The organism is Pseudoalteromonas sp. 2CM37A, assembly GCF_023161885.1.
Taxonomy (GTDB): Bacteria; Pseudomonadota; Gammaproteobacteria; order Enterobacterales; family Alteromonadaceae; genus Pseudoalteromonas; species Pseudoalteromonas atlantica.
In genome coordinates, this window is sequence record NZ_JALNTJ010000005.1 from 331,174 (window position 1) to 357,791 (window position 26,618).

17 protein-coding genes and 2 tRNA genes are annotated in these 26,618 nt (G+C 41.5%); 16 read left to right on the forward strand and 3 right to left on the reverse strand.

Going from position 1 to position 26,618, the window contains the following annotated elements; genetic code table 11:
- From MTF68_RS13925 to MTF68_RS13935, 3 genes are all read left to right on the forward strand, one after another.
- A tRNA-Glu gene (locus MTF68_RS13925) sits at nucleotides 1-76 on the forward strand.
- A gap of 174 nt (nucleotides 77-250) precedes the next feature.
- Nucleotides 251-326: transfer RNA gene (locus MTF68_RS13930), tRNA-Glu, on the forward strand.
- A 505-nt stretch (nucleotides 327-831) separates the two neighbouring features.
- Nucleotides 832-1,098, forward strand: coding sequence for a DksA/TraR family C4-type zinc finger protein (locus MTF68_RS13935; RefSeq protein ID WP_024034161.1), 267 nt, complete (start codon nucleotides 832-834; stop codon nucleotides 1,096-1,098).
- 37 nt (nucleotides 1,099-1,135) lie between these two features.
- Here the strand turns inward: MTF68_RS13935 and gloA are convergent, their stop codons facing one another.
- Entirely contained in the window at nucleotides 1,136-1,534 is a 399-nt protein-coding gene (gene gloA / locus MTF68_RS13940) for a lactoylglutathione lyase (protein ID WP_004589277.1), read from the reverse strand.
- A 939-nt stretch (nucleotides 1,535-2,473) separates the two neighbouring features.
- On the opposite strand from gloA, the gene MTF68_RS13945 reads away from it, so the two are divergent.
- The 12 genes from MTF68_RS13945 (at nucleotide 2,474) to MTF68_RS14000 (ending at nucleotide 23,315) form a co-directional block, all read left to right on the forward strand.
- Nucleotides 2,474-3,352 (forward strand): NAD(P)-dependent oxidoreductase, encoded by an 879-nt coding sequence (locus MTF68_RS13945; protein WP_024034160.1) that lies wholly within the window; start codon nucleotides 2,474-2,476, stop codon nucleotides 3,350-3,352.
- Between the two features lie 146 nt (nucleotides 3,353-3,498).
- Entirely contained in the window at nucleotides 3,499-5,757 is a 2,259-nt protein-coding gene (locus MTF68_RS13950; protein WP_248462813.1) for a chondroitinase-B domain-containing protein, read from the forward strand.
- A gap of 5 nt (nucleotides 5,758-5,762) precedes the next feature.
- Complete coding sequence (locus MTF68_RS13955) at nucleotides 5,763-7,979, forward strand: heparinase II/III family protein (protein ID WP_248462874.1); 2,217 nt, start codon at nucleotides 5,763-5,765, stop codon at nucleotides 7,977-7,979.
- A gap of 5 nt (nucleotides 7,980-7,984) precedes the next feature.
- Nucleotides 7,985-8,329 carry a cupin domain-containing protein gene (locus tag MTF68_RS13960; RefSeq protein ID WP_004589273.1) on the forward strand — a complete coding sequence of 115 codons (345 nt, stop codon included), beginning with the start codon at nucleotides 7,985-7,987 and terminating at the stop codon, nucleotides 8,327-8,329.
- A 3-nt stretch (nucleotides 8,330-8,332) separates the two neighbouring features.
- Nucleotides 8,333-9,640: an MFS transporter gene (locus MTF68_RS13965; protein WP_055020381.1), complete on the forward strand. Its 1,308-nt coding sequence runs from the start codon at nucleotides 8,333-8,335 to the stop codon at nucleotides 9,638-9,640.
- Nucleotides 9,641-9,698: 58 nt separating this feature from the next.
- Nucleotides 9,699-10,631 (forward strand): sugar kinase, encoded by a 933-nt coding sequence (locus MTF68_RS13970; protein ID WP_029772407.1) that lies wholly within the window; start codon nucleotides 9,699-9,701, stop codon nucleotides 10,629-10,631.
- 64 nt (nucleotides 10,632-10,695) lie between these two features.
- Nucleotides 10,696-11,313, forward strand: coding sequence for a bifunctional 4-hydroxy-2-oxoglutarate aldolase/2-dehydro-3-deoxy-phosphogluconate aldolase (eda, locus tag MTF68_RS13975; RefSeq protein ID WP_024034155.1), 618 nt, complete (start codon nucleotides 10,696-10,698; stop codon nucleotides 11,311-11,313).
- A 13-nt stretch (nucleotides 11,314-11,326) separates the two neighbouring features.
- On the forward strand, nucleotides 11,327-12,409 hold the full coding sequence (gene fbaA, locus MTF68_RS13980) for a class II fructose-bisphosphate aldolase (RefSeq protein WP_248462814.1): 1,083 nt from the start codon (nucleotides 11,327-11,329) through the stop codon (nucleotides 12,407-12,409).
- A complete protein-coding gene (locus MTF68_RS13985) occupies nucleotides 12,406-13,368 on the forward strand; it encodes a class 1 fructose-bisphosphatase (RefSeq protein WP_029772406.1) in 963 nt (320 codons plus the stop codon). The genes fbaA and MTF68_RS13985 overlap by 4 nt, the downstream gene beginning before the upstream one ends.
- Before the next feature lie 525 nt (nucleotides 13,369-13,893).
- Nucleotides 13,894-16,629 carry a poly(beta-D-mannuronate) lyase gene (locus MTF68_RS13990; RefSeq protein ID WP_248462875.1) on the forward strand — a complete coding sequence of 912 codons (2,736 nt, stop codon included), beginning with the start codon at nucleotides 13,894-13,896 and terminating at the stop codon, nucleotides 16,627-16,629.
- 78 nt (nucleotides 16,630-16,707) lie between these two features.
- Complete coding sequence (locus MTF68_RS13995) at nucleotides 16,708-19,755, forward strand: TonB-dependent receptor (RefSeq protein ID WP_248462816.1); 3,048 nt, start codon at nucleotides 16,708-16,710, stop codon at nucleotides 19,753-19,755.
- Nucleotides 19,756-20,357: 602 nt separating this feature from the next.
- Nucleotides 20,358-23,315, forward strand: a complete 2,958-nt coding sequence (locus tag MTF68_RS14000; protein WP_055253067.1) for a TonB-dependent receptor — start codon at nucleotides 20,358-20,360, stop codon at nucleotides 23,313-23,315.
- A 508-nt stretch (nucleotides 23,316-23,823) separates the two neighbouring features.
- Here the strand turns inward: MTF68_RS14000 and MTF68_RS14005 are convergent.
- Nucleotides 23,824-24,456, reverse strand: a complete 633-nt coding sequence (locus tag MTF68_RS14005) for an alpha/beta fold hydrolase (RefSeq protein ID WP_248462818.1) — start codon at nucleotides 24,454-24,456, stop codon at nucleotides 23,824-23,826.
- 35 nt (nucleotides 24,457-24,491) lie between these two features.
- Nucleotides 24,492-25,442, reverse strand: a complete 951-nt coding sequence (locus MTF68_RS14010) for an SDR family oxidoreductase (RefSeq protein WP_248462819.1) — start codon at nucleotides 25,440-25,442, stop codon at nucleotides 24,492-24,494.
- A 209-nt stretch (nucleotides 25,443-25,651) separates the two neighbouring features.
- Between MTF68_RS14010 and MTF68_RS14015 the strand changes: the two genes are divergently transcribed.
- Nucleotides 25,652-26,617 carry an AraC family transcriptional regulator gene (locus MTF68_RS14015; RefSeq protein WP_248462821.1) on the forward strand — a complete coding sequence of 322 codons (966 nt, stop codon included), beginning with the start codon at nucleotides 25,652-25,654 and terminating at the stop codon, nucleotides 26,615-26,617.
- The last annotated feature ends 1 nt before the right edge of the window (nucleotide 26,618 follow it).

A 26,618-nucleotide genomic window follows, 5' to 3' on the forward strand; every position in this document is an offset into this window, starting at 1 on the left:
GTCCCCATCGTCTAGAGGCCTAGGACACCGCCCTTTCACGGCGGTAACAGGGGTTCGAATCCCCTTGGGGACGCCACTTACTATTTATAGTAAGGTAGTGTTATTAAAAACTCGCCTGAAACGAGTCAAACCATTCAGTTGTCCTAGTGACACAGAAAACGTTTTTGAGAAGATAATGCCATTCGCCTCGCAGGCTCGGTCTCATCTTACTTAGAAATAGCAAATCAGTGATTTGCAAAGCAATTTCTGCGTCCCCATCGTCTAGAGGCCTAGGACACCGCCCTTTCACGGCGGTAACAGGGGTTCGAATCCCCTTGGGGACGCCACTTACTATTTTAGGTGATGTATAAAGCAGTGTGACACCGCACTCTCTATGCACGACGTTATCAAGAGTACTAATCTATTGAGAAGCCACTTACTATTTTAGTAGTGTATAAAGCTATAACTTCCTCAGCGCTATCCAGCGCATTAATTTCTACCGGTTATCTGTTAAAATTTTAGTTTTACACTTTTAATTTTCTTCAATATCTAAAAACCTATCTATTTAATTAATAATCACCTTCGTATAACTTCTTAGGCTTTCAAGACCGATCCGCAATAATAATTATTCATTTACAGTGATAAATTTTTTGCTAGCTGCGTTAAAAATACATACTTATAACTGCATGTGTAGATAAAATGGATAGCACAACTAAATTACAAATTACTCTTAACCATATTTATTCATCCTTTAAATAGCTCAATCAATAAAGCCTGTACAAAATATTCAGCATTTATAAAGCGCTGTGCTGCTAGCCTTTTAGTTTAATTTCTTATTATTAGGAGTTAATTATGGCAAGTGGTTGGGCGCGTGATGGCGCAATTCAAGATCAAATCGATGCAAGTGTTAATGACGCAGTGCAATATGCAAGGCAAAATTTAATCTCAGGCGCGAGTGCTGAATTCTGTGATGAGTGTGATTGTGAAATACCACAGGCACGCAGGTTAGCGCTGCCAGGTGTTAGGCACTGTGTGGCGTGTCAAAGCGAGCTTGAGGCTAAAGGCAAAGGCGTTGCTGGCGTAAACCGCCGAGCAAGTAAAGATAGCCAACTAAGGTAAAGGTGCGACTAGACACCTTTTTGATAAATTTTATTGCCTAGTGAGCTTTGTTTTTCTTTTTCTGAATAAGCTCAATTGAATAGCCATCAGGGTCTTTCACAAAAGCAATTTCTGTTGTGCCGCCTTTTACTGGCCCCGGTTCTCGACTGACGTTTCCACCTGCTGCCTTTATGTCGTCACATGCCTTGTATATATCGTCAAATTCAATAGCTATATGGCCATATGCATTACCAAGATCGTAGCTATTTTCATCCCAATTATAAGTAAGCTCTAATACAGTATTACTATCCTCTTCACCATACCCTACAAAAGCTAATGTATAACGGTACTCTTCGTTGTCAGAACGGCGTAATTCTTTCATTCCTAAAATCTGTGTATAAAAAGAAAGTGACTTTTCTAAGTCGGCTACACGCAACATTGTGTGTAATAAACGCATTTAGGTTACCTCTGTGAGTTTAAATTTAAATAGGTGTGGAGCATAGCGTCTTAATGGAGTATTCATAACCGCATTGCAAAGGCCAGAGCCTGCTATATACCTAGAGGCTTATTTTACCTCAACTGTGACCAATAAGTTTAAATTAACCAGCTATTTGCGCACTCATTGCGTCAAATTTATTTGCAATAAGCCCAGCTATTGCCGCGCAAGTGGCTTTGCCTTCACTGAAAACCTCGGCTTGTAAAATAAATTAAAATATCAGTACTATTTAATATGTAAGTAAACTTCTTAACCTGAGTTCGGGCAATTTAAGCTAAATGTGGGCAAGGCTCGGCATTTACAACCACGCATTGCCATAATATTAGCACACTAAATTAGTGGTATTACCAACAATGGGTTAGTGCACAATGTAATTATAGCCACGCTATTTATACGAGTTTATAAAGTTGTTGCACTTATTGGTCAACCTATTTTTTATTAAGCTCTAACCAAAGAAGGGAAAAGTGCGTTGAATTAATTTGATTTCCATACTACCTATAACTAGTTGTTTATTATTGTTATTTTGTTAACTTGAAATGAATTGTAAATTACCTTGGTTTACAAAGTTAACTTATTGGTTGACAAGATTGGTGTATGGTAATACAGTTTTTACATACCAATTGGTAAGTTGCTTGGTTTTAGCTTCTCCAAGGTATTAATAAATAATCAAAGCAATGCTAAGCATAACGAAATAAATACGTAACCGGTCAACAATATACAGCGTGTAATCACTCTGTTTTTATTCGCTCAAATGGTAATAACGCGGCGGGTTACCTATTCAAACGAACATGCTCAGGGTTACTTTAGCAAATTGAATTAAACGACACAGCGTACCTATTTATGGGGTAAATCATTACTCGTACTCATAAAAGCACGCGCCATCATATTTAGGAGTTATTCATGTCTAAACCAGTAATCGGTTTTATCGGCCTTGGCTTAATGGGCGGCAATATGGCCGAAAACTTACAGAACAAAGGCTATGAGCTTATTGTTATGGATTTAAACAAAGATGCGGTTGCTGCATGCGTTAGCAGAGGCGCAAAAACAGCAAGCACTGCAAAAGAGCTTGCACAAGGTGCAGACATAATTATGTTTTGTTTAACAACATCAGCAGTTGTTGAAAAAATTGTGTACGCAGAAGATGGCATTTTAGCGGGTATTAAAGAAGGCGCGGTATTAATTGATTTTGGTACATCAATTCCTTCGTCTACTAAAAAAATTGGTGCTGATCTAGCCGCTAAAGGCGCAGGCATGATTGACGCACCACTAGGGCGTACTCCAGCCCATGCTAAAGACGGCCTATTAAATATTATGGCAGCGGGCGATATTGACACCTTCAATAAAGTTAAACCTGTACTTGAAGATCAAGGCGAAAACGTATTTCACCTAGGTGAGCTAGGCGCAGGGCATACAACTAAGTTAATCAATAACTTTATGGGTATGACCACAGTATGTGCTATGTCACAAGCGTTTGCTGTAGCAGACAAAGCCGGTGTAGACCGCCAGCAACTATTTGACATTATGTCGACAGGGCCTTCTAGCTCTCCATTTATGCAATTTTGTAAAAACTACGCGGTAGACAATGTGAGCGACCTTGGTTTTTCAATTGCCAATGCAAACAAAGATTTAGGCTACTTCCTACAAATGGTTTCAGACCTTGGGACTGAATCAAAAATTGCTGAAGGGTCATCTGCTAACTTACAAGCGGCATTTGATGCAGGTATGGGGCAAGGCAACGTACCAGAAATTTTTGATTACTTTAAAACTCTAGAAAAGTAATACCAATAACATTGGGTGCTTTAACGTAGTTAAAGCACCAAAACACACACAACATCAATTGGCTAGATTTAACCTGCTTTGTGCAATGAGTGCAGCATTACTATTGATAAGGCATTACTTCCGGTCACACTGAAAAAGAGTTATCTATGCGTTTAATTAATATAATAAAGCTTAGCCTAGTTCTTATTGGGTGCACATCCACACAATTGGCAGCCAAAGATTATTTTGTAGACACTAAACAAGCTTTTCAAGAAATCTCTGACAAACTCGTTGCCGGCGATAAAGTAACTCTCAAAGACGGTACGTGGTCTAATTTCGAAATTTTATTACAAGGCCAAGGATCCAAAAACGCCCCTATAAAGCTTACAGCGCAAACCAAGGGTAACGTTATTTTATCAGGGCAATCTAATTTAAGACTGGCGGGTTCATATTTAGAAGTGTCAGGGCTTGTATTTAAAAATGGTTATACGCCTAGCTCAGCCGTTATTGAATTTCGTAAAAATAAAGATGAGCTTGCTACTCACTCCCGCGTAACACAAGTTGTTATCGATAACTACAATAACCCCGATAAACGAGAATCAGACTATTGGGTGGCTCTATATGGTAAACACAATCGTTTTGATCACAGCCACTTAGTAGGTAAACGTAACAAAGGCGTTACGGTTGCAGTAAGGCTTAATAGTGAGCAAAGCCAACAAAACCACCATCAAATTGATCATAACTTCTTTGGCTATCGTCCTACTTTTGGATCTAACGGCGGTGAAACACTGCGCATTGGTACTAGCCACTATTCATTAAGTGATTCATTGACCTTAGTTGAAAACAACTACTTTGAACGTACTAACGGCGAAGTAGAAATAATCTCGGTTAAATCAGGGAAAAACCAAATCCGCAATAATGTGTTTTTTGAATCTCGCGGCACACTAACGCTGCGCCATGGTAATGGCAATATTATAGAAGAGAACGTTTTTTTTGGTAACGGTGTAGATCACACAGGTGGCATTCGCATCATTAATAAAAACCAAACAGTAAAAAATAACTACTTAGAAGGTTTAACAGGCTACCGCTTTGGAAGTGGTTTTACGATTATGAACGGCGTACCTAACTCACCAATAAATCGCTACCATCAAGTAGAAAACGCGACAATTGAAAACAATACCTATGTAAATGTGCGTCATATACAACTTGGCGCAGGTAGCGATAGCGAGCGTAGCGCTGCACCAATTAATAGCGTAATGAAAAATAACCTTATTATTAATCAAGATGGCGAGCAGCCTTTTACAACCTTTGATGATGTAAGCGGTATTAAATTTAGTAAAAATGTAGCTAATACCCAGGTATTAAAAGAGTTAAATTACGGTGTTAAACAGCAAAATGTAACACTAACCAGAGCTAGTAACGGTTTACTGTATCCTGAATCAAGCAAAATTAGTGCAGGTGCTAAACGCGGTTTAAAAGTGCTAAAAAAGGCCGATACCGGCGTTAGTTGGTATCCAAAAACAGAGCAAGTTGTAGCATTTGATACGGGGAAAACTCACCAGGTTATAGCAACTGCAGATGCCTTACTTAACGCAATCAATGCAGCCCAAACGGGTGATGTATTAGAGCTTGCAGATGGTCAATACGATGTTTCTAAACTCGTTAAAATAACAAAAGTGCTTACCCTTAAGGCTAAACATACTGGCAAAGCTAAGCTGACCTACCAACGCTCCACCTTATTCGAAATTCATGACGGCGGTAGCTTAAAGCTAGATGGTTTAGTTATCTCGGGTGAAAACGCACCTGATGCCATTAATAATAGTGTGGTACGTACTAAAAAGTGGGGCATGGTTGATAACTACCGCTTTGAAATACACAACTCACAATTAACTAATCTTAATATTAATCACTCATTTCACTTTTTTGTAACGGATAAAGGGGCGATGGCAGATGAAATCACGTTAGTAAATAACACCTTTAAAAATGTGACTGGCGATATTTTACGTCTCAATACCGAAATAGAAGACTTAGGTATTTATAACGCAGAGTATGTAACACTTAAAAGCAATACCTTTAATGAGGTAGCCGGTGGAGTCGTTAAGTTATATCGAGGTGGAAGTGATGAAAGCACCTTTGGTCCGCATTTATTAATGACCAATAACACCCTAACTAAAGTAGGTTTAGGTAAGCGCAACAAGGCGCAAGCGAGTGTGTATGCGCACGGTGTACAAGTCACAAATATTGCAAGCAACGTATTTGAAAAATCGGCACCGATTACAATTGAGCACACGGTTGGTGAGCCAATAACAGCCATTACAGATAACACCTTTGATGCAACTCAAGCGCCAAGCGTAAAAGAGTTACGTGTAGCGGGCCCGCACACGGCAACGCTTAAAAATAACAACGTTTTAAATAAGGTGAACTAACAATGATGAATTTAACCCCAAATAAGTCATTATTTAAAACGCTGGGTGTTACTGTAAGTGCCTTAGTTTTATCGATAAACGCTTACGCAGCGCATCCAAATTTGGTAATAACCAATGATGATGTACAGCAAATGCGCCAAGCAATTAGCAACAACGAACAGGGCAAGTTTGCCAACGCATTTGCAGCGCTTAAGGCACAAGTGGATGAGCAAATTAAAAGCCCTATAACAGTGCCTGTACCAAAAGACGGTGGGGGAGGGTATACCCACGAACGACACAAAAAAAATTATCAGCTTATGTATAACGCCGGTGTTATTTATCAGCTAAGCCAAGATGATAAATACGCTCATTACGTACGTGATATGTTGCTTGAGTACGCCAAATTATACCCAACACTTGATGTACATCCTAAGCGCAAAGTTAAGTCGCAAAACCCAGGTAAACTATTTTGGCAAAGCCTTAATGAGGCCATGTGGCTTGTTTATACCATTCAAGCATACGATTTAGTGCATGATGCGTTAAGCGCCGCTAATATTAAAACCATTGAAAATGACTTACTGCGTCCAGTATCGTTATTTTTATCACAAGGCCAGCCATCAACCTTTAACAAGGTACATAACCATGGTACGTGGGCTACAGCCGGTGTAGGCATGGCAGGGTATGTGTTAGATGAATCTGAGTGGGTCGAAAAGTCTCTTTACGATTTAGATAAATCGGGCGAGGGTGGCTTTATTAAGCAGCTAGACATGCTGTTTTCGCCACAAGGCTATTACAACGAAGGTCCTTATTATCAACGCTTTGCACTACTTCCGTTTGTTACCTTTGCTAAAGCAATTGAAAACAACGAACCGCAGCGAGACATTTTTGAATATCGCGATGGCATATTACTTAAAGCCATTGATACCACTATTCAGCTAAGCTATAACGGTTTGTTTTTCCCGATAAACGATGCAATTAAAAGTAAAGGTATAGACACAATAGAGCTGGTACACGGTGTAACAGCCGCTTATGGTTTAACACACGATACTGGTTACTTAGATATAGCTAAAAAGCAAAATCAAATAATACTCTCTGGCGATGGCCTAAAAGTGGCTCAAGCACTGGATAAAAATAAGCAAACTCCTTATGTATTTAAATCGGTAGCATTTGGCGATGGTAACGATGGCGAGCAAGGGGCTTTGGTAGTAATGCGTACGCAAACTGGTGGCGACCAAGCACTTTTATTTAAACCTGCCGCACAGGGTTTAGGGCATGGACATTTTGATAAATTAACTTGGCAGTTTTACGATCATGGCAATGAAATTGTGTCTGATTATGGCGCTGCACGTTTTTTAAATGTTGAGGCTAAATACGGCGGCCGTTACCTACCAGAAAACGAAACTTACGCAAAACATACCGTGGCACACAATACGGTTGTGATTGATGAAACCTCGCATTTTAATGCAAATGTTAAAGTGGGTAATAACAATCATCCTACGCTTAATTTCTTTGAAACAAACCAATACGGAACGGTGTCAAGTGGGCAAATAAGCACCGCTTACAAAGGTGTTGAGCTTGAACGCACGTTAGCGTTAATTAATTTACCTATGCTTGAAAGCACGCTTGCAGTTGATATTTTTAATGTGACTGCAGATTCCTCCCATAAAATTGATTTACCACTGCATTACAAAGGCCAATTAATTGATACCAGCTTTGAGTTACTTGGTAACACCAAAAGCTTAGCTGCGCTGGGTGATAAAAATGGTTATCAACATTTATGGTTAAAAGCACAGGCGCAACCAGATGAAGGCCTAGCAAAGGTAACGTGGTTAAACGACAACGGCCGTTTTTATACACAAACTAGCCTAGTAAAAGGGGATGAGTCTTTCTTATTTACGCAAATAGGGGCAAACGATCCACACTTTAACCTTCGTAACGAAAATGGCTACATTCGCCGTGTAGAAGGTAAAAAACAGCATAAATTTATTTCAGTACTTGAGCCTCACGGTGAATACAACCCAAGTAAAGAATATACCCTAGAGGCTGTTAGCCGTGTATCGTCACTTAAGTATGACGCGCAAGAGCACTTAGACCTAATTGAAGTTAAAGTAAAAAATAATACCTATTTGGTTGCTATCAACAAAGCCGATAAAGCAGCTAAACACACATTCACATATCAAAATAAAGCATTCACCTTAAATGGCCGCCTTGGCGTTTATGCGATGAAGAATAATCAGGAGTAAACAGGATGCAAAAGCAAAGTGCACACTTTTCATTTGGTAACGAAACCGAGATTGAAGATTTAGGTAATGGCTTAAAACGCCAAATGCTTGGCTATAACGAAGAGCTAATGGCCGTGAAAATTTGGTTCTCAGAAGGGGCAATTGGTTATAACCATGCACACAGGCACTCGCAAGTAACGTATGTGGTTGAGGGTGAGTTTCACTTTAACATTGATGGCGTAACTAAAATCTTAAAAGCGGGTGATAGCTGTTTTATTCCTCCTTTTGCTGATCACGGTGCAACGTGCCCAACTGGCGGTATACTGATTGATACCTTTAGCCCAGCTCGCGAAGACTTTCTTGAGGAATAACCTATGAAAATTCAAGGCTTACGCTGGTGGGTTATAGTGCTAATTGCACTTGCTACCATTATTAACTACATCGACCGTCAAGCGCTTAGCGTTTTATGGCCAGACATTGTGGAAGAGATGTTCCCTGATGAATCTGCGTTAGAGCGTAAACAAATTTACGCTAATATTTCTATAGTATTCGTATTTGCTTATGCATTTGGCCAGGCTATTTTTGGCAAAATTTTTGACTGGGTTGGCACGCGTTTAGGTTTTGTGCTTTCAATTGGTGTGTGGTCATTAGCCACTGTTGCCCATGCTTTTGCACAAGGGGTGCTTAGCTTAAGTATTTTCCGTGCAATTTTAGGTGTAGCCGAAGCTGGTAACTGGCCCGGTGCAGCTAAAGGTAATGCCGAGTGGTTTCCAACAAAAGAGCGTGCTTTAGCGCAAGGTATATTTAATTCTGGCGCAGCCATTGGTGGCATTATTGCTATCCCGCTTATTGCTTATTTAACCGTGTATTTTAGCTGGCAAATGGTGTTTGTATTTGTTGGTGCCTTAGGTTTTTTATGGTTAGTTCCTTGGATTATATTGGTAAAAGCGCCTCCAGGCTCTCACCCTTGGATAAGTGAAGAAGAGCGTGAGTACATTCTTACCGGACAAAGACGCGTTGATGATAACGGCGATGTAACAAGCGATGACGAAGAAGAATATAACCCGTCTACAGGCGAGTTACTCTCTCGTAAGCAAAGCTGGGGCGTAATTATAGCCTCTGCAGCTATCGACCCTATTTGGTGGTTATTTGTTTTTTGGATACCAATTTACTTAAACGAAGTGTATGGCATGGATGTTAAATCGATTGGTATTTATGGCTGGGTTCCGTATGTAGGCGCTATGTTTGGTGCTTGGTTTGGTGGCTTACTTGCCCAAAACCGCCTTAAAGCAGGCTGGAATACCGATAAAACGCGTAAGCTGACCATCACATTAGGGTGTTTAATTATGTTGCCGGCGCTGCTTGCAATGGCAAACCCAGGCGAGCCGGTAATTGCGGTACTTATTATGGCTGTTATTTTATTTGGTTTTCAAACCGCCATTGGTAACGTGCAAACCTTACCAAGCGACTTACTGGGTAAAAAAGCGGTAGGTACGTTGTCGGGCTTCTCTGGCATGGCCGCTAAATTAGGTGCTGTAGGCCTTACGTCATTGGTACCTATTTTAACAGCGGACGGTAATTATACACCGGCGTTTGTGATAGGCGCGTCTTTAGCGATTATTGCAATGGCAGCAGTATGGATTTTAATTCCAAAAATTGAACCATTGAAAAAGCCTAACTAATTTGTTGGCAATGGCTGTGTTTCTCACAGCCATTTACTACCTAAGGTAAGTGATAATAATGAAAAATATTTACTTTATTGGCGAGTGCATGATTGAGTTAAGAGCGACTGTTCCCTCTACATTGCATCAGTCATTTGCAGGTGACGTATACAATTCGGCTGTTTACTTAAAGCGTTGTTTCCCACAAATCAGCACCTCAGTTATTACCGCTTTAGGGGAGGATAACTTAAGTAAAAAAATGCGTGAGCGTTTTGCAAGTGAGCAATTAAATACAGACTATGTATTTGCTCATAACAGTAAAGTGCCAGGTATGTATTACATAGAAACGGACGAGCAAGGCGAGCGCAGTTTTATTTATTGGCGTGATGATTCAGCAGCCAAAAAGGTGGTTGAATTTATCAGCCCTGGGCTTGTTAAGCAGCTGTCATCGGGTGATATGTTTTTCTTTTCGGGTATTTCTTTAGCCGTAATAGAAGAGCAAGCAAGAGCGCAGTTTTGGGACATAGTGAAGCAACTTAAAGCCGCGGGTGTAAAAATAGTATTTGACCCAAATTACCGTGCGCGACTTTGGGATAACGTTGAGCAAACTAAAGCGCAATACCATAGTGCATTTAGCCTAGCCGATATTACGTTACCCGGCGTTGAAGACTTAGAAACGCTTTACAACGTGCAAAGTGTAGAAGCGGTAATTGATTATTTGGCTCCGTACAACATTAACGAAATTATAGTAAAAAACGGCCCCGATTCAGTCATTACAAAAGAGGCTAATACAGTGCAAAGCCACAGTATTACGCCGGTTAAAAACGTTGTTGATACAACCTCCGCAGGCGATGCCTTTAACGGCGTGTATTTAGGAGCGCGCTTAGATGGGCGCCCAATTAGCGAAGCGGTTAAGCTGGGCGCGCAGGCTGCCGGCGCTGTTATTCAGCAACCCGGTGCTATTGCACCAAAAGATGTTTTTCAACAAGCCATGGCCAAATCAGGTCTCTAACTGGCTAATTTACTCAATTTATAACACTAAGTAGCACGATTACTTAAAATAAGGGAAATAACGCATGACTCGCTTTTCTGAACTAATGGCAGGGCAAACTCTGCTACCTATAATTCAAGCAGACACGCCAGAGCAAGGTGTAAACATTGCTAAAGCAATGGCAGAGGCAGGCCTAACTTTGGTAGAAGTTGTTCTTAGAACAGATGCATCAATTGATGCGCTTAAAGCCATAAAAGAACAGGTTCCACAGCTAAAAGTGGGCGCAGGCACCGTTATTAACGAAACAATTTTAAAGCAAGCGCTAGAAGCAGGCTCAGATTTTATAGTTACTCCCGCTGTATCGCCTACACTATTAAGTGAGCTGGTTAAGTGTAACGTGCCAGTATTGCCAGGTGTATCAAATACCGGCGATATATTAATGGCGCTTGAGTATGGTTTTGAAGAGCAAAAACTCTTTCCTGCTTCACTGGCTGGTGGTGCGCCGTTTGTCTCTGCTGTCTCATCTGTATTTCGTGCAGTGAGCTTTTGCCCGACCGGCGGTGTAAGCGAAAAAAATAAAATGGATTACTTGTCGTTAAACAATGTATTTGCAGTAGGCGGTACCTGGGTTGCTAAAAAAGAATGGGTAACGCAGGGTAATTGGCAAGCCATTACAGACTCTTGTATCGAGGCTTTAAAATAGCAAGGAGCAAAAAATGAATTATTTAGCCCCAACCATTGCACCAGGCGTTGTTGTTGGCGATGAAGTAAGCGAAGTGTATAAACACGCACGAACGCATCAGTATGCATTGCCTGCTGTAAACGTGGTGAGCACATCGTCAATTAATGCCACCTTAGAGGCCGCAAAAAAAATGAAGTCGCCGGTCATTATTCAACTATCTAATGGGGGAGCGCAGTTTTTTTGTGGTAAAGGTTTAGCACTAGAGGGCCAGCAATCTGCCGTTGTTGGGGCAATAAGTGCTGCACAGTATGTGCATAACGTGGCGAAGCACTATGGCGTTGCTGTCATGCTGCACACAGATCACGCAGCAAAAAAACTACTGCCTTGGATTGATGGTTTATTAGATGAAGGCGAAAAGTATTTTGCACAAACAGGCAAGCCGCTTTTTTCATCGCACATGATAGACCTGTCAGAAGAGCCACTGGAAGAAAATATAGAAATTTGTGAGCGTTATTTAGCGCGGATGGCAAAAATAGGCATGACACTTGAAATAGAGCTCGGGTGTACCGGCGGAGAAGAAGACGGGGTTGATAACTCGCACCTAGACATCTCTGCGCTTTACACTCAACCAGAAGATGTAGCCTACGCCTATGAGCGACTTAGTAAAATAAGCCCTAATTTTATCATTGCTGCTTCTTTTGGTAACGTCCACGGCGTATACAAGCCTGGCAATGTGGTATTAACACCTACCATATTACGCGACTCGCAAGCCTATGTAGCTGAAAAATTTAATTTAGAGCATAACGCTATTAATTTTGTATTTCACGGTGGGAGTGGCTCTGAGCACAGTAAAATTGCGGAGTCGCTAACCTACGGGGTGGTAAAAATGAACATTGATACCGACACCCAATGGGCGAGTTGGAACGGGGTATTAAACTACTACCAAGAAAAACAAGACTACTTGCAAGGCCAAATTGGTAACCCTGATGGCGAAGATAAACCCAATAAAAAATACTATGATCCACGTGTGTGGTTACGTCAGTCGGAGCAGCATATGGTGGCTCGCCTGATCCAATGTTTTGACGACCTTAATTGTGTGAACAGGTATAGCGCATGAAAAGACTGAATAAAGTATTAAAGCAAGATGGGGTTGAAACCGACCTTATTATGTTAATTCGCACGCTATTAGCAACCACAAAAGAAATAGCGTTTAGAGTAAGCCAAGGTGAGCTTGCGGGTGTTTTAGGCTCTACCCTTAACGAAAATATCCAGGGCGAGGTGCAAAAAAAGTTAGATGTCATTGCCAATCAACTGTTAAAAGATACCTTAATTGATGATGATCTTGTAAAAACAGTGGCATCTGAAGAAGAAGATAATGCAGTAGGCGCCCACCCTGATGGTAAATATATTGTGGCATTTGATCCCCTTGATGGGTCATCAAACATTGATGTTAACGGGCAAATAGGCACTATTTTTACCATTTACCCAGCAAAAGCAGATGTGCCCTACGATAGTGATGAGCAATTTAATCAACCCGGTACTAACCAGGTTTGTGCAGGCTACGTGCTGTATGGGCCATCGTCGTTACTAGTAATGAGTACAGGTGGGCCAACCCGCTGTTATACACACGATTTAACCCACGGTGGCTTTTTGCTGACAAAACCAGAGCTTGCAGTACCGAGTAAAAGCCGTGAGTTCTCGGTTAATATGGCAAATTACCGATACTGGGATGAAGCAACACAAGTTTACTTTGATAAATTACTGTATACATCAGAAGAATTTGCTAAAAGCTCAATTCGCTATAATGCAGCCATGGTTGGCGATGTGCACCGAATTTTATGCCGTGGCGGGGTATTTATGTACCCGCAAGATACGCGCGCGGGTAATGAAAACGGTAAAATACGCTTACTTTACGAAGCTAACCCACTGGCAATGCTTACTGAAAACGCAGGCGGTATAGCCACCTCTAAAGGCATGCGTATTTTAGATATTCAGCCCGATGAGCTGCATCAGCGTGTGCCTGTTATTTTAGGCTCTAGTGAACCTGTGACTTACTTTAATTCTACGGTTTATTAAATCTGACTAAGGCCCCAGTACAAAAGGGCGGTTATTGTGCCCTTACGCCTTTTAAATAAAACGTAAGCCACTGCTGACTAATAGTGAGTTAAACACAGTGGCTACGTTATTTTATATACACACCAAAAATTCATATCTATAGGCTATTACAGTTAAAGCTTTACGCCTGTATTTTCCACCCCTCCATTCTTTATGTGCTTATCGCGCTACGTAACAATTAAGAGTAATTCTTTCGGTAAAACCAATTGTTCATAAAGGTTGCTTGTTTATCTATTCGTGAAATTAATATTGGTAATAACGCTGCGTTATTAGATATAGACGTAAGTTAACTTTCAGTTAATAAGATATGATGAATTTTGAACGAATATAGTGGTAAAAGTGTTTTTATTATGCTTATATTACCAAGTTGGTTAACAATGAAGCGTAAAAACAAAATAATTTGGTAATAACACACTGGGTATTTGGTAAATCACACATAACACCTGCTAAATACTAAACCACACAATTAAGGAGAATAGAGCCATGATGAAATTAAAACATTTTGCATTATGTGCTGTTGCAGCTGCCATTATAGGTTGTGACACGGATTCAAATAATAATAACAACACATTGGGCTCTATTGCTCTATCAGGCACAGCGTTAACGGGCGAAACATTGTCGACCAGCGTGAATGATGCCGATGGTATTTCTGGCGAAGTAAGCTACTACTGGTACGCCGACGGACAAGTTATAAGTGGCGCTAATGACGCAACTTTTACATTAACAGATGAGCAAATTGGTTTTGCAATTACAGCACAAGCACTTTATACAGATGACAGCGGTGTTAATGAGTCACATTTAAGTGAGCCCACCGATGAAGTGTCAGCTATTCCTTTTGCGGCCACGGTAGAAATTAACGGTGATGCAATTATAGGTAATGAACTAAGTGCTAATGTAGCGGATGAAAATGGTTTTGATCCGGCGCTTGTAGCATATACATGGTTTGCAGATGATGTTGAAATTGCCGATGAAACCCTAGCAACCTACACTATTACCGAATCGCAACTAGGTAAAGTTATAACCGTAAATGCAGCATTTGAAGATAACAGAGGCTTTGCAGAGTCAGCTACATCAAATGCCACAGCGCCAGTAGAGCGTGCAAATTCAGAAGGGTCGGTGGCTATTGTTGGCACACCTACGGTGGGTAATACACTTACAGCCGAAATAACAGATGAAGATGGCGCAAGCGGCACAATTACTTACCAGTGGTTTGCTGATGAGGTTGCAATTAGTGGTGCCACGCAAAGCACTTACGTTGTAGATGAGTCATTATTAGGGCAATTTATTACCGTACAGGTTACCTACACGGACGATCACGGTTTTACCGAAGACAACCTTTCTGAGGCAACCATTGCTGTTTCTGCAGAGGCTGTAGATGAAGCGGGTAGTATCACCATCTCAGGGGCTACGCCTTATTTAGTGACTAGCGAATTAACCGCTGAAATTAGCGATAACAACGGGGTAGATGAGCAAAACGTTACTTACACTTGGCTTGCTGATGGCGTTGCAATTGCAGATACCAACAGCAAAACATTTACGCCAACTAATCAAGCTGGCGCGATTATATCGGTCACTGCGAGCTATACCGATAACGATGGCTTTTCAAGCACAATTACGGGCGCCGCCGATACAGTAGTGTACACGCAAGTGATAAGCGATGCGGATGCGCTATTAGGTGCTATTAATGCAGGGCTCGGTGATGGCGATGTGCTTGGTTTAAATACCGGTGTATATGCCGATCTTGATGCCATTATGCTAACCAGCGCAGCAACACTTAAAGCTGTTGAAGGACAAAGCCCGGTAATTAGTGGCGAGCTTTGTATTCATGTAGCCAGTGGGGTTGATGGCGCGGGTATTGAAGGGCTTACATTTAAAAATATTGATACTAAATCGGGTGGCTTTTGTGAAACCGAAGAAGATGCCGTTATTTATTCTGAGGGTGACAACTTCACATTTACACAAAATACTATCGATGGTGAAGCAGAGACGTTAAATAATTCTACCTACCATTGGTTAATGCTTAAAGGCGACGCCGCAATGGTTGAGCGTAATACCTTTGCCAACCGCGATAAAGCAGAAAATGGTTCGGTGATCAAAATGTCTTCATCGAGCACTAACCACGTTATTCAATATAACCTTTTCACAGGTACCAGCAGCAACCCAAATTTTGGTAATTCTAGCCTGCACTTAATTAACGCAGGTAGTACAACAGGTACAGGCTCTGCTGATGATGCAAACTTTACTATTCAATATAACCGAGTAGAAAACTTTGTTACAGGCCGACGTTTAATGCGCGTACAAACCTCTGGCGCGACGATTAAAGGCAATACCATTTTAAATCCTAATGGCGGTATTTCGCTTGAAGATGGTGGATTTAATACGGTATCAGACAACATTATTATTCGTACCACTGATATTGCAAGTTCAAGCGATCGTCCTGCTGGCGTGCTAGTTACGCCTTTAGGTCACACTGTAAGCAATAACTACATCGCTGGTATTCGCTCAGGTAATAAAGAAGCCGGTGGTATTGTATTTACCGCTAACCCATTTTCACAAGCTGATGGCGGGGTGCCAAATGGAGGTAACCAAGCTGTGCTTGATGGCGCAGGCGACTTTACCCTTAATGTTACTAACAATACGGTACTTAACTCACAGCAACCATTTTTATTTAGTACAGAAATAGGTTCAAAGGCACCTGTTGGAGATTGTGATGAGCTTACCGCAGAAAATGCCCCTGTACTGTATGGTTTAACTAAAAATGCGTTTGAAATTAACTTCAACGGTAATTTAAATGCTAATGGGGTGGGCGATCAAACTGATGAAGACACCATTGAAAGCAGCGCGCTTGTTTATGGTTTCTTTTACCCTAACGAGCTGTCGAGCGATCACTCTTTTGAATACGACTGTGACCTAATTAACCATACTGAATCACTGTTCTCTAACAGCTTTGGCTTTAGTGACAGTTATGAGTCGGGCGATGCGAGCGACCTATGGGTTGATATTAGAAACTTAAATGGCAATGGTGAATACGACACCGATGGCGCTATTGACCAAAACCCAGAAGCAAATGGTAAAGAAATCCCAGAGTTTGTCACTGCTACAAGTACGCTGCTTGAGACTGACTCAAATGGAGCACAAGCCTTAGCAGGTGCAAGAAACTTATACTACATCCAAAGCACTGATGTAGGTGCAGGCTCTACGTGGGTGGCACAAGATGAATAAGCCCACACTGCACATTATTAATACTTATAAAAATAGCAAACTACGCACAACACACACAATGATAAAGGAGAACGCGGCATGTCGTTAAAAATGGATCGAAGACGTCAACATTTTACAAACAGCTCTGTTTGTAATCATTTTGCACTTTCACCTGCTGCTAAGTTAATTAGAGCAAGTTTACTTGCAGGTATGGCAGGCTCATTGTCATTTAATGCTTTTGCTCAGCAAGAAGCCCAAGAAAAAGTGACTGAAGTAGAGCAAGATGTAGAAATCATCAGCGTTACAGGTACTCGTAGAACCATACAAGATCAAATTGCAATTAAGCGTGAGGCAACAACGGTTGTCGATGGTTTATCTGCAGAAGATATTGGTGATTTACCCGCGCTGTCAATTGGTGAAGCGCTTGAGTCGATTACCGGTGCCGCATCTCACCGTGAAAACGGGGGCGCTACCGAAATCACCATTCGTGGTTTAGGCCCATTTTTAAGCGCAACCCATATTAATGGCCGTGAAGCTACCAATGGTAGTGGTGACCGCTCGGTTAACTTTTCACAGTTTCCATCAGAGCTTGTAAAAAAGGTCGCTATTTACAAAACCCAAGATGCTTCAATGATTGAAGGTGGCGTAGCCGGTGTGATTGCACTTGAAACGATTGCCCCGCTAGATTACGGCAAGCAACGCGTACAAGGCGAAGTTAAACTAAATTATAACCCAGATGAAAGTAATGTAGAAAACTCACTGCAAAGTGATACAGGCTATCGTGGTACGTTTAGTTATGTTGACCAGTTTGAGTTTGCCGATGGCCAAGCAGTAGGTGTGTCTTTTGGTGTGCAGCGTCAAGATATTAGCCAACCAGAGGCCGAGTACAGAAGCTCAAGCCCATCGGGCTCTTCACTTTGGGCATGTTTAAATGACCCAACTAATACGAATGAAGGCTTTTACAGAAGCAGCGCAGGTGATTGTGAAGACCAAGTAAGTGGTAGTAACAATCAAGGTTATCAAACAAACATCGACCCAGAAACAGGCAAAGCCGAAAGCGATGGCACTCCATACGCATGGACAGGTAGTAGCCGCAGCTATCGTCAAAATGAAACCTCAGATGAGCGTGATGCTGTATTTATTGCAATGCAATACCAGCCGTCGTCTGAGTGGGATGTTAACTTTGATGCACAAATCTCTGACAGAACACAAAGAGAAGCACGCCACGATTTAATTTTTTTACAAAAACGCGCAACACCTGGTCTAACAGGCCCAACGCTTGTAACTAACGATGTAGGCGGAATTTTACATTGGGAAGGTGAAGAACGTATTGAATCGGCGGGCGAGCAATTCTCACGTGAAGAAAACTACCAAGGTTATGGTATTAATATTGAGCACACGGTAACCGACCGCCTTACTGTAAATCTTGATTTAGCGTATTCAAAAACTGAGCGTGAAGAGCTACAAATTTCTAACCGTGGTAGAACCGCAGACCGTAATTTGTTTAGCTGGGATATGGGCGATGAAATTCCTCACTTCACCTTAACGGACTTTGATGTAACTGATATTTCTAACTTTACAGATAGCTTACGTACACGTTTAGACCGTGAAAATGTTCGCGAAAACGTAGTTAAATCGGCGCGTATTGATTTTGACTACGCGTTAGAGGGCGATATATTTACCAGTATTGAAGGGGGTATTAGAGCCTCAGAGCTAAGCTTTATACAGTTTGGTGGTAGCCAAGGTAATGGGTCTCGTACTGAGTACACGATAGGCGATGACTCAGCATTAGAGATACTTCAAGGCTGTCAAATTGACTTCCCAGAATCTGATTTTTTATCTAGCGTATCGGATGGCAACTTAGTAACAAATGTAGATAGTAGCGGTAATGTAATAAGCTCTGGAACAGGTTCTTCGTGGGCGACCTACGATAACGTGTGTTTCTCTCAAGCTGTAGCGGCTACAGACGCTGACTATACAGGTGAATTTGGTTACCCTGATGTTGAGTACGAAAATGCCGGTACCATAGATGTTACTGAAAAAACCACCTCAGTGTACTTAATGGCAAACTACGACACCGAAGTATTTGGTAAGTTTATTCGTGGTAACTTCGGCCTACGTATAGTTGATACTGATGTAACCTCGGTAGGCTTTAGAACAAATTACACTGTAGATGTAGATGAAACTACAGGCGCTGTAACCCTCGATGTAGGGGATTCACTAGAAAGAACCGAAAGCGGCGGTGGTTATACTAAATATTTACCAAGCTTTAACTTAGTAGTTGATTACAGTGAAGATATTTTACTACGTGCGGGTATTTACCGTGGTATGTCACGTGCTGACCCATCTGATTTAGGCTATGATCGCGACTTTGTAACAGACGATCAATCTGTTGCGCTATCGCTTTCTGACTTATTAACCGTAGATGGTTCAGGTAACCCTGATACTCAACCATTAATGTCATGGAACTACGACTTAGCCTTTGAATGGTACCCTAATGAAGATTCTATTTTAGCGCTAAGCCTATACTACAAACAGTTCCAAGGTGGCTTCCAGCAACAAACTGTGATTGAAGACTATGTGGTTGGCGGTGAAACAGTATCACTACCAGTGACAAATTCAGTAACAACCGATAATGATAGCGATATACTGGGTTTAGAAGCATCGTTCTCGTACCGTTGGGATAATGGTATTGGTGTAAAATTTGGCTATAACTTTGCAGATACTGACTTTGAGTTTGAAGATAGCTTATATGGCGATACATACGTTACCGACCTAGATGGCAATACTACTCAATTAACTGCCGGTATTATTGAACCTGGTTCGGTGCCGGGGTTCTCAGAGCATGTATTTAGCAGCCAACTGTATTACCAAATTGGTGACTTTGATACGGCCATTATTTATAAATACCGTAGTGAATACTTCCAACCATATACCAGTAATGGTACCCGCTTACGTTATGTTGATGCCGTAGGTGTATGGGAAATGCGTGCATCGTATAAAATTAACGAGCACTTTAGAGTTAAAGCTGAAGCCATTAACTTGTTTAGCGCACCTAAGTCACAAGACTTCTTTGTGGAAGATAACCTAGGTGAAGTAAACGATTACGGCCCACGTTTATTCTTAGGAATGAGCTTTAAGCTATAACACAATAACCAGTGATCCCCACTTTAAAACCCAATTAGCGTATGCCGCTAATTGGGTTTTTTTGTATGTGCGTGTGGGCTATTAACCCTAAGCTTTTTGAATTGCGGCGTACTCTCTTAACTAAATCTTGGTTAAACCTTTTTACCTAAAGCGCAGCATTACTAAACTCAGTGTTAGTAACGCTGCGTTATTGGCAGCGAATTAGTTAGCCAAAAGTCTACTATCTTTATCTTGGTTGACCAATTAATTCGGTAAAAACGGCTAAATATTAAAATAACGCTGTATATATAAAAAAAATATATCAGTCAGGTTGAGGAGGTTTTAATCTATTTTTGTGTGTTATTTAACCTTAATTTAGATTTAAAAGCACATTAAATACAAGTGGTTATATTATGGTCAGTAACAAAAGTATTTTTGTCATGCCGAATTGGCTTTTATTGGTAATGACGGTTTTTGCTTTTTTTACAAAAATGGTTTACCAATAGGTTGACCTTTGGTGCTTTTGCTGTAAATATTAAGTTAACCATTTAGATAAATGGTAAGGCGTTTAATAAAAAATATATAGCGAGTTACACATAGCACTGACACACACAGGAAAAACTATGAATCACAAGTTATCAAAAATTACGCTAGCAGTTATATCTGCCACAGCATTAAACCTTTCTATGTCCACACACGCACAGGAAGCCAAGCCAATTGCAGAAGATGATGTAGAGATCATCGAAGTATCTGGCATTCGTCAATCACTTACTAATGCACTTGCTGAAAAACGCTCTGCAGATAGCCTAGTTGAAATTATTCAGTCAGAAGATATTGGTAAATTACCCGATCAAAACCTCGCTGAAGTATTAGAAAACGTAACGGGTATTCAAATTACACGTCAAGCGGGTGTAGGCACAGGTGTACAAATTCGTGGTACCGATGCTAACCGTACCGAAATTAACGGTGTATCAACGGTGGGCTCAGGCTCTGGTCGAAGTGGTATTAGCTTTGAAGATGTATCAGCGTCAATTATTTCAAGTTTAGAGGTAATAAAGTCGCCTGAAGCGAAAACAATAGAGGGCTCTGTAGGCGGTACTATTAACCTTAAAACGATTCGCCCACTGCATTTAGGTGAGCAGCTAGCCACTATTAGAGTGCAAGGTGAGCACAGTAGCTTAAGCACTGATAGCGGTTTGCAACCACGTTTTTCGGGAACTTTTGCTGATAACTGGGAAGGTGATTACGGTAAATTTGGTGTGTTAGTGAGCGGCAGCTACGCAGAGCAAGATGTAACGGCGTTTCGCCCACGTGCTGATAGAGATAACATTATCACTGCAGATAGTGGTGTAGCCAGCGCTCAGTCTTTTGACTTTTTACCGATTCAATTTTTTGTACAAGATTACGATAACTACGAATACGAAACTAAAAACTTTGTAGGTACCATTGAATGGGCGCCAAACGACAACACAAAGTTTTATTTTGATGCTGTGGTTAACGATCAAGAACGTCGCCAAGAAAGTTCTCGTGTACAGGCCTCTGGTGTAAGTGCGCTTAATGATATTTCGGTTCCTGATGAATTTGAAACCGTAAACTTAGGCTCACTTGGCGGTACCAACCTTGGGTCTATTCAAGCGGCCTTACGCGGTGTCATTCCGGTTAATTTAGAAAACGATGATGACGATCCTAACCTTCGTTTTTCAAGTGATACAAACTCGCGTGTTACCGACAGTAATATTTTTAGACTCGGTGGCGAATGGCAAGGCGATAAGTGGTTTGTTAGTGCTGAAATTGCATCATCATCTTCAGATACAACTACGCCTAGCTTTAATACAACGCTTAACTTTATTAACCCTAATGTGCCGTTAGATGCTGGTGGCGGTAATGATAATAGTGTGCCGTTTGAGTATGACTTATCAGGTGGCGCATTGGCATTTGGTATTGCAGAGGGGGCAGAGTACGCGCCAACGGTTGAACAACTACTAGACCCTGCAAATGTAGTGCTACGTGATGTAAATATTGGTCAAGATACCGTTGAAAACTCTGAAGATGCGTTCCGTATTGATTCAACCTATTACACAGACTCAATTGTAACCTCTATTGATTTTGGTTACCGCTACAGTAAATCACAAAGCAAACAAAACGAAATTACCTCAAGCATTGGTTTAAGAACCATGGCTGATAGCCCGTCGGGTGATTTATTTGCCGACTTATTAGTGGCAGGCCCAGATAACTTTAACGAAGCTGATGGCCGCTCGTTATACATAGGCGACTTTTTACTTATTGATCCAGAGCTTGTGGCCTCAGACCCTGATGCGGTACTTGCCACATTACAAGCAGCGATGACTGCGCACGGTTCAAGCAAAACATTAAATGCACCTACTTCAAGTTCTGCAGGTTTTTTTGATATAGAAGAAACCACCCATGCGCTATATGCACAAGCTAACTTTGAGTACGAAATGGTGCGCGGTAACATTGGTGTGCGTTACATTCAAACAGACGTAGAGTCTACGGGTAACTCAGTTACTCAAGATGGTAGTGGTAATGAACTGGTAACGCGTATTACCAATGAATCAGACTATGACTTTATTTTACCTCGTTTAAACCTTGTGGCTGATGTATCAGAAGATGTACTTGTACGCTTTGGTGTTGGTAAAGATATTCGTCGCCCTGATTATAACGACCTATCAACATCTATTACTTACAGCACAAGTCCAAATGACGAAGTTGAATTTGGTAACCCAGCACTGAAACCTGAAGAAGTACTGTCTTACGATTTATCGGCAGAGTGGTATTTTGCAGAGGCAAGTGTATTTAGCGTAGGTATTTTTCATAAAACACGTAAAGACTTACACGTAAATCAGTTAACCTCGCCAGTTGAAGACCCTGTAACAGGGTATCGCGACTTAACAGATCCATGTGAAGGCGGCGGTATATTTAACCCCATTGCAGATATAAACGTATTTGGCCCTGAGAATGGCCGTGGCGTATGTGTTGGTACAGAAACAAAAGTAAACGATAGTGGTGAAACTACCCAAAAAGGGATTGAGTTTGCCTTTCAATATGACCTATCAGGCTTTGAAAAAGACCTAGGGTGGGCATCTGGTTTTGGTGTGCTAGCTAACTATACAATTCAAGAGTTCTCAGGTGGTGAAACCGAAAATTCAGCAACCTCAAGAGCAAGTAATGTATTTGCAGCAACCACCGGTACGCCAGGTATTGAAGTAAGTGAAATTCAAGGCTTACTTAACCTTTCTGAAAACGCGTATAACTTTACGCTGTACTACGAAAAATTTGGCCTATCAGCACGTATGCGTTACACGTGGCGTGAAGGGTATCGTTCAAATGACTTTGGTAGTACGTCTAGCTTCCCTTGGGGTTTCCCAGTGGTACAGGAAGACCGTGGCCAGCTTAATGCAAGTATTAGCTACGATGTGAACGAGCAACTTAATATTGGTTTAGAGGCAGTAAATATTACTGAATCTGAAATTAGCCAATCATGTGTAAACGAAAGCGCACTATTGTGTTTCCAAGGTTTAACTGACCGTCGTATTACACTGGGTGCAAGTTACCGTTTTTAAAAAGTATGTTGAGAGTGTGTAGCCTTTGAACGGGCACTCAAAAGCAAGCCACATGGCTTGCTTTTTTTTTACCTAAAATTAGCCGCAGTTAGGGGGTTAATAAAGGGCCGTGGTTCTTTGTGTTGGGGGTAAAAATGCACCTGTTTGCAAAAAATAAAGTGTGTGTTGTATTACTTGTTGGTTGTAGCGCATTCCCGTGTGTTTGGTTTTTAGGCAAGGCAGAGCCTGTGAAGTGTGGTTATTCCCCATAAATAGGCGATAACGCTGCATAAATGCCAAACATGCGCTGCCCTTTGGGTTCTCCTAGGGGCGATAAACTCTTTGTTGCCTACATGGATGTAGGTAAGGGGCGTGAGCAGGACGCGGAAGCTTTACTTGGTTTTTACTTATTCTTACATGGATGTAAGTCATTAGAATAACGCAGGAGCAGTTATCGAGCCCACTAGGTTACAAACCTCGCGCCGCGATTTAATCGCCCCTAGATTGAACAAATTTCAATCCGCAAAAATCAACACGCCCTCAGTTTGGTTGATGCTACAGACACCAAGCCATCGTTTTTACCTTTAAAATAATGCTGTGTCAGGGTGGATGCTTTAGTACCGGCTATTACGCCTAAATCAATGTCCAGCTCATTTATGGTGTTGCCCAAACTCTTACTGCCTGTAATTAAAGATTGGCTTACACCGCCGGCTATATGCATTAGCCATGAACCATTTAAATGATTAGCTAATTCACTGCCTTTGTTAGGCGTGCCAATTAACACGACATTTCCAAGTGTATTACCATTAAATACCCGAGGGTTATTTTGCAAGTAGGCTCTAATAACTAAGCCACCTAGGGAGTGCCCTACAAAATGTACTTTACTCGCGTTAGCAATACAGGCATTAATTTGTGTGGTTGTTTGCGTAAACACAGCCTCAACACTTTGCCCTAAAGAGGCGTAATTTAGGCTGCATACCTTATAATGTGCACGTTTAAGCTGCTGGGCAAAATATCGCATTGCCCAATCGCTTCTGCCTAACCCATGGGCAAGTACTACCAGCTCATCATTAGGTTTATACTGCACAGGGAGGTTATTGGTACTTTTACAACCGGTTAGGAAAAGTAAAAATATTAGGCCGATTACTAATGGTTTTTTCATTACTTTTACACCCTACACACGTTCGCTATTAGCAATTATATTGTCCATTTAAAAGCAGTGTGCTGCTCAGTAACCACCCATAATTTGCTTAGCACAGGCTGATCTAAAGCAAACGGCTCAAGTTTGCATATTCCTACGGGGCCGCTCCAATTCCATCTTCCTGATGGGCCATAATACGCACGTTGTTTTAGGTTATGCTCGGTGGCACACATAACCTCAGGGTATGCACCTTGCTCTGCCGATTGTGCTAAGCCCATTTTTACTATTAATGACCAGGTAAATCGGGTTGCAAAGTTAACATTACCGCCAATAAGAGAGGTATTAGCTGCACCTGGGTGACACACAAACACCTGCACATTTTTATTGGCGGCGGCTATTTTATTTTGCAGCTCATAAGCAAACATCATTTGTGCAAGCTTACTGTGGCAGTAGGTTTTATTTGGGTGGTAGTTTTTATTCCAATTCATGTCATCAAATTGAATCGTTTTAAGCCCCATTTTGTAGCCTTCACTGGCCACTACAACAATACGCCCGCTAGATTGCTCTATTTTATTAAATAGCAAACCACACAGTAAAAAGTGCCCATAGTGGTTAACCCCTAACTGACTTTCAAAGCCGTCTTTAGTAAATTGCTGAGTCGCGACCTGCGCAATAGCGCCGTTACAAATAAGTGCATCTATGTGTGGCACAGCTTGTAATACCTCGTTGGCTGCATGGCGTACTGATGCAAGCTCTGCTAGGTCCATTTTTATAAAGCTCACATCGGTACTATTGCCAAACTCCTGTTTTAACTTAGCAATAGCTTCATCTGATTTTAAAGGGTTACGATTGAGCATAACTACTTTTGCGCCTTTAGCGAGTAATAGTCGGGTTGCTTCAAAGCCTGCGCCTGTATTTGCTCCCGTTATTAGATAGCATTTACCAACTAAAGAACTGAGTTGGTCGGGAGTCCAGCCAGAAGGGCCAAATGGGTTAGTTGCGCTCATTAGTTAAATTCCTATCAATAGTTAAGTATAAATATGCAGTACAGGGCTATGCATATTGCTCTAAAGTGCTTGTTAGGTAATATAACTCTCGCCACCAGGTGTAACTAGGCGATATCCTCTTTAAAATATGCCTATTTGTATCGCTGCATTGAGAATGTGTATTTACGGTGCTAGATTGGATTTATTCTATATTTAAAAGGTATGGGTGAATGAGCAAACACCACATTAAGCAACTTATACAAAATAGCCTGTCTTTTAACGATGTAAACAACGATGAAAATTATACCCAAGGGCTAATAGAAACGGGTATTAAAGGTGTTCAGTTGTTTAAAGTAACGCATGCTATGCGCTGTGCACCTGCGGTATACGAGCCGTGTATTGTTGCTATAGTCAGTGGCGCTAAAGAAGCCATACTCGATGGTAAGCATTTTATATACGATGAAAATAATTATATGTGCTGCCCTATGTCTATGCCGGTAGAAGCGGGTACACCCACGGCTTCACCTGAGAACCCCTTGCTAGGCGTTATTGTATCGCTAGATACAAAAGTGATGACCGAATTATCTATTACCATGGCTGCACAAGGTGTAAAAAAACACGCATCAGGCCCCAAAACGCAAGGGCTTACACTCGCAGCATGGGATGACTCATTTACCGATTCATTACTACGATTGCTGCAACTTGTAGGCAACCCTGTAGATATTGCGGTTTTAGGTGAAGGGCGACTGCGAGAATTATATTACGCCATATTAAACGGACAGGCAGGTAGTAGTGTGCACCAAGCCTTTGGCGTAGGAAACGACATAGCACGCTCAATTGATTATTTGGCATCTCGATTAGATGAGAGCATAACCATAGACGATATGGCAGCAAAAATTGGCGTAAGTAGGGCAGTTTTGCATCGAAAATTTAAGGATGCGACCAGTATGTCGCCGATTCAATTTGTTAAATCTATGCGCTTAAATACCGCTGCGATGAAAATCGCAGCGGGTATGAACGTAAGTTCGGCGGCCATGTCGGTAGGCTATGTTAGCTCATCACAATTTAGCCGAGAATTTAAACGTATGTATGGGCAATCGCCAAAGCAGTGGAGCCAAGCAAAGGAGTTACCTCAGGAGCTTGTTGAGCAATCGATTGCTCAAACAGTTGATCAAACAACCAGCCTGAGGGATTGAT

Coding starts and splice junctions, on each gene's coding strand:
- MTF68_RS13935 (WP_024034161.1), top strand. CDS start 832: ATGGCAAGTGGTTGGGCGCGTGATGGCGCAATTCAAGATCAAATCGAT.
- gloA (WP_004589277.1), bottom strand. CDS start 1,534: ATGCGTTTATTACACACAATGTTGCGTGTAGCCGACTTAGAAAAGTCA.
- MTF68_RS13945 (WP_024034160.1), top strand. CDS start 2,474: ATGTCTAAACCAGTAATCGGTTTTATCGGCCTTGGCTTAATGGGCGGC.
- MTF68_RS13950 (WP_248462813.1), top strand. CDS start 3,499: ATGCGTTTAATTAATATAATAAAGCTTAGCCTAGTTCTTATTGGGTGC.
- MTF68_RS13955 (WP_248462874.1), top strand. CDS start 5,763: ATGAATTTAACCCCAAATAAGTCATTATTTAAAACGCTGGGTGTTACT.
- MTF68_RS13960 (WP_004589273.1), top strand. CDS start 7,985: ATGCAAAAGCAAAGTGCACACTTTTCATTTGGTAACGAAACCGAGATT.
- MTF68_RS13965 (WP_055020381.1), top strand. CDS start 8,333: ATGAAAATTCAAGGCTTACGCTGGTGGGTTATAGTGCTAATTGCACTT.
- MTF68_RS13970 (WP_029772407.1), top strand. CDS start 9,699: ATGAAAAATATTTACTTTATTGGCGAGTGCATGATTGAGTTAAGAGCG.
- eda (WP_024034155.1), top strand. CDS start 10,696: ATGACTCGCTTTTCTGAACTAATGGCAGGGCAAACTCTGCTACCTATA.
- fbaA (WP_248462814.1), top strand. CDS start 11,327: ATGAATTATTTAGCCCCAACCATTGCACCAGGCGTTGTTGTTGGCGAT.
- MTF68_RS13985 (WP_029772406.1), top strand. CDS start 12,406: ATGAAAAGACTGAATAAAGTATTAAAGCAAGATGGGGTTGAAACCGAC.
- MTF68_RS13990 (WP_248462875.1), top strand. CDS start 13,894: ATGAAATTAAAACATTTTGCATTATGTGCTGTTGCAGCTGCCATTATA.
- MTF68_RS13995 (WP_248462816.1), top strand. CDS start 16,708: ATGTCGTTAAAAATGGATCGAAGACGTCAACATTTTACAAACAGCTCT.
- MTF68_RS14000 (WP_055253067.1), top strand. CDS start 20,358: ATGAATCACAAGTTATCAAAAATTACGCTAGCAGTTATATCTGCCACA.
- MTF68_RS14005 (WP_248462818.1), bottom strand. CDS start 24,456: ATGAAAAAACCATTAGTAATCGGCCTAATATTTTTACTTTTCCTAACC.
- MTF68_RS14010 (WP_248462819.1), bottom strand. CDS start 25,442: ATGAGCGCAACTAACCCATTTGGCCCTTCTGGCTGGACTCCCGACCAA.
- MTF68_RS14015 (WP_248462821.1), top strand. CDS start 25,652: ATGAGCAAACACCACATTAAGCAACTTATACAAAATAGCCTGTCTTTT.